4 protein-coding genes are annotated in these 3,885 nt (G+C 49.1%); all 4 read right to left on the bottom strand.

The genetic code is table 11. The annotated features are described in order from the left end of the window. Positions 1–16: 16 nt before the first annotated feature. Positions 17–472, bottom strand: coding sequence for a tRNA (adenosine(37)-N6)-threonylcarbamoyltransferase complex ATPase subunit type 1 TsaE (tsaE, locus tag GX135_01950; protein NLN84850.1), 456 nt, complete (start codon positions 470–472; stop codon positions 17–19). Between the two features lie 121 nt (positions 473–593). Further along, the gene (locus tag GX135_01945) at positions 594–2,147 is read right to left on the bottom strand and encodes a bifunctional response regulator/alkaline phosphatase family protein (GenBank protein ID NLN84849.1); all 1,554 of its coding nucleotides are present in this window, start codon (positions 2,145–2,147) and stop codon (positions 594–596) included. A 14-nt stretch (positions 2,148–2,161) separates the two neighbouring features. After that, on the bottom strand, positions 2,162–2,785 hold the full coding sequence (locus tag GX135_01940) for a hypothetical protein (protein ID NLN84848.1): 624 nt from the start codon (positions 2,783–2,785) through the stop codon (positions 2,162–2,164). 23 nt (positions 2,786–2,808) lie between these two features. After that, positions 2,809–3,630, bottom strand: a complete 822-nt coding sequence (gene panB, locus GX135_01935; GenBank protein ID NLN84847.1) for a 3-methyl-2-oxobutanoate hydroxymethyltransferase — start codon at positions 3,628–3,630, stop codon at positions 2,809–2,811. Between the last annotated feature and the right edge of the window lie 255 nt (positions 3,631–3,885).

Raw genomic sequence — 3,885 nt, 5'->3', positions numbered from 1 at the left:
TCCCAAAGGAATTTGTCTATATAAGATAATCCAAAAAACGACCGCTTGCCACAAGTTCCACACCCCGCTTTCCATCTTCAAAAAAGAAGCGCAGAGACAAGCCCAAAACATGCTCTGGAAGCACCTCCACCGCAATCTGGGGCCATTCAATCAGGGTGAGCCCGGTCTCGATTAAATCCGTGATGCCCAAATCCAAAAACTCAGCCTGCCCCTTCAGCCGATAAAGATCCAAATGGAAAATGGGAAAACGCTTGCCAAGGTATTCCTTCATCAACACAAAGGACGGGCTGTCAACCGTTTCCACCACTCCCAGTTCCGCCATCAGCGCCCCGCTGAAAAAGGTTTTCCCGGTGCCCAATCCGCCCCAGAGGCAAATCACATCCCCCGGCTCCAAAATTGGCGCGATGGACGCCGCCAAATCCAGCGTGTCCTGCCGCGTCTTCAGTTCGTAGTGTTTACTCAGTTTTTCCATCTTAAAAAGAAAAGTCCCGAATGCTGGTGGTGACCAAGCCTGGTCTCCAAAAGCTTCCGGGACCTTTTGCTAAACGCAATCCTAAATATAGGATACACGGGCTTCGCTTTTTTGTCAAGCCCTATTTCAGGCGCTTGGAACGGCAGGTGGCAACCGGCAGAATCATTTCCTCCATGGAAACCCCGCCGTGCTGGAAGGTTCCGTTAAATTGCCTCTGATATTGATGGTAGGAATTTGGATAGACGAAATAGTAGTCGTCTTTGGCAAAAATGAAGTTATCCACGATGCTTTTCACCGGCAGCCCAAATTCCGAGGGCTTTTTCACGAAAATGGAATGGCGGTCGTTCGCGCTGAGGTTTTTCCCCTCTTTATAGCGCACCGTGATGGAAGTATCCCGGTCTCCAATCACCTGCGTGGCGCGATTCACTTTGATGGAGCCGTGGTCTGTGCTGATGATGCAGATGGCATCCTGCTTTGCAATCATTTTCAGCGCTTCATACAGCGAGGAATGCAAAAACCAATGCTTTGTGAAGGCACGCAGGCCTTCCTCATTGGGGATGGTTTCCTGCAGGATTTTATCCCTCGAACGGTGGTGTGCCAAAAGGTCCAGGAAGTTATAAACCAGCACCACCAGGTTTTCCTTGTTCCAGGTTTCAATCTTACGCAGCACGAAATTCCCCTCTTCCATATTGAAAATCTTCACATATTTGGAAGCAGGGTCAAGGTTGTAGCCCAATTCCGCCACGTGTTCATCCAAAAGCTGGTGTTCGTTGCGGTTGCGGCTGCTATCCATCTCGCCGCTTTGAACCCAATATTCAGGAAAACGTTTGGCAATATCCTGGGGCAAAAGCCCGCTGAATATGGAATTACGGCTATACGGTGTCGCGGTGGGCAGGATGGAATAATACAAATCCATCTCTTCATCAAAAAGTTCCTTGATATAGGGCTGGATGGCCAGATATTGATCCAGTCTCATGCAGTCAATCAGGATAAAATAGATGGGCACGCCCTCATCAAAATGGGGCGCGATATATTGTGAAACCAGGTCGAAAGACAGGTTTGGCCGGTCGTCTGAACGCAGCCAATCGCGATAGTTGCGTTCCACAAAGTTAGTGAATTCCGTATTGCAATTGCGCTTTTCCAGAAAATGGGTCTGGCGCAGCCCTTCATCGTTTACTTCATCAATCTGGATTTCCCAATATGCCATTTCGCGATATATGGTTGTCCAGTCTTCCCAGCCGGGATTGTCAAAAAGACGCTGGTTAAGCTGTCCGATATAGCGGGAATATTGCTCGCCGATGCGGTTCGCGCGAATCTCATCGGCTTGAAATATCTTTTTGATGGCCATGATGATTTGGTTCGGGTTGATGGGCTTGATCAGATAGTCCGTAATCTGCGAGGCAATCGCTTTTTCCATCAGGCCTTCCTCTTCGCTTTTGGTAACCATCACGATGGGCATGGCAGAGTTGATGCGTTTGATTTCCTGCAGAGTGGCGAGCCCGTCCAAACCGGGCATCATTTCGTCCAAAATCACCAGGTCATATTTGTTTTCCAAAACCTTTTCGATGGCGTCGCTGCCGTTGTTGCAGGTGTCAACCGAATAGTTGCGTTCCTCCAAAAACATCACGAAGGATTGCAACAGGTCAATTTCATCGTCCACCCAAAGGATTTGCATTTGTTTGGCGCGTTTCAATGGTGTTCCTCCTTTTTCAGCTCGTCTTCAAATTCGCGCTGGCGCTGACGCACCACGTCTCTGATGCTTTCAGTGTCTGAATCTTGAAAATACAGCGCGAGCTTGTAGTTCAGTTCCGTGCGGGAACAGTTCAAAATTGCGGTCATCCGCTCCAAATATTGGTCGATGAACACTTTTTTGGGATCAAGGTTCTTTTCTTTTTCTTCCTTTTTTATCTCTTTGATGTGATCGCGAAGCTCCCGGGTGGGCATTTCCTCTGCTTTTTGCACCCAGTCATCGCGATCCGCCCAATCCGCTTTCCGAACCAGGGGCTGAATCATCTGAAGGCGGTCGAAACCGATATCCAAAATCGTGCCTTCGTCCACATCCATTTCTTCGATGAAAACGTCGAATATCGACACCAGTTTTCCAGCCAGCGAGCCGCTCAGGCTGTATTCGGCTTCCACAAATTCGCGGAAATTCTCATAGCCTTTCACCTTGAAAAGCCGGCTGCGCTTGATTTCTGAAAGCAACTGTCCCAAGCTCACAAAATTCTCTTCCAGCTTTTCCTTCAAATTTGCCACCGCGGAAAATTTCTCTTCCGGGCTCATCTTTTCGATTTGTTCATATTTTTCTGTCATTTCTCATCTTTCCTTAAAAATATCTATTCTCCAACGGGGAAATATACGTGCTCCGTGCCCGGAAACAGGCCTTGGCGCACTTCGTGGTGATAATGTTTCAACGCGCCGGTGATTTCCTCATCCAGCGTGGCGTAGGATTTCACAAATTTTGCCACCATCGTGGAATGTCCCAAAAGGTCATGATACACAAGGACTTGCCCATCCGTGAATCTGCCTGCTCCGATGCCGATTGTGGGGATTTTCAACTGTTGCGAAATCTCTCTGCCCAAGCCTTCCGGAATGCCTTCCAAAACCAGCATGAAAACACCGGCTTCCTCCAGCGCCAAAGCCTGGCGAATCAATTCCGCGTGGGCTTCCTTGGTTTTGCCTTGAACCTTGAATCCACCGAAGCGGTTCACACTTTGCGGGGTGAGACCGATATGTCCGCAAACCGGGATTTCACAATCCAAAATGGCACGCACAGCCTCAACGCGCTGGTCTGAGCCACCTTCCAGCTTCACCGCGTCGCAATTTCCCTGAACCACCAGAGCCGCGGCGTTTTCCTTGGTCTCTTCCAGACTCAAATGGTAGCTCATGTAGGGCAAATCGCCCACCACAAATGTGTTTGGAGCGCCCCGGCGCACGGCGGCGCTGTGGTAAACCATGTCTTCAATGGTAACCTTCAGGGTGGTTGGATAACCCAAAACCACCATGCCCAAACTGTCGCCAACCAGGATCATATCAATCCCGCTGGCTTCCACGCAGCGAGCCATGGAGGCGTCATACGCGGTCACCATCGTAATTTTTGTGCCTGCCTCTTTCATCTTCAAAAAAGAGTGGACGTTCATGGAGCTGTTTTTTGTCATCTTCGTTTCCTTGTCCGGATTTTTTTCATGGCCGGACACTTTTTTATTTATAAAAAGGTCCCCGGCGGGGGCTTGGTTCGGAAATTTGGAACTTTGAACCGGTATAAAAACAAAAACAGACGTGCCTGAGACCCGTGTTCCAGCCAATTCGCAACGGGTGCCGCGCGTTTGGCCTGATTTGGCTTCAAGCCCTGAGGACAAGTTATTTTCCCTCAAAATCCACGTCAATCTTTTTCTTTGTCACAAACTTATTTC

Source organism: Candidatus Cloacimonadota bacterium (assembly GCA_012522635.1).
Classification (GTDB): domain Bacteria; phylum Cloacimonadota; class Cloacimonadia; order Cloacimonadales; family Cloacimonadaceae; genus Syntrophosphaera.
The sequence above is the reverse complement of the archived record's forward strand: the minus strand, read 5'-3'. Positions and strand labels throughout refer to the sequence as shown.

What these genes read in the sequence shown, in the direction of transcription:
- GX135_01945 (NLN84849.1), bottom strand. Translation starts at nt 2,147, where the DNA reads ATGCAAATCCTTTGGGTGGACGATGAAATTGACCTGTTGCAATCCTTC.
- tsaE (NLN84850.1), bottom strand. Translation starts at nt 472, where the DNA reads ATGGAAAAACTGAGTAAACACTACGAACTGAAGACGCGGCAGGACACG.
- panB (NLN84847.1), bottom strand. Translation starts at nt 3,630, where the DNA reads ATGACAAAAAACAGCTCCATGAACGTCCACTCTTTTTTGAAGATGAAA.
- GX135_01940 (NLN84848.1), bottom strand. Translation starts at nt 2,785, where the DNA reads ATGACAGAAAAATATGAACAAATCGAAAAGATGAGCCCGGAAGAGAAA.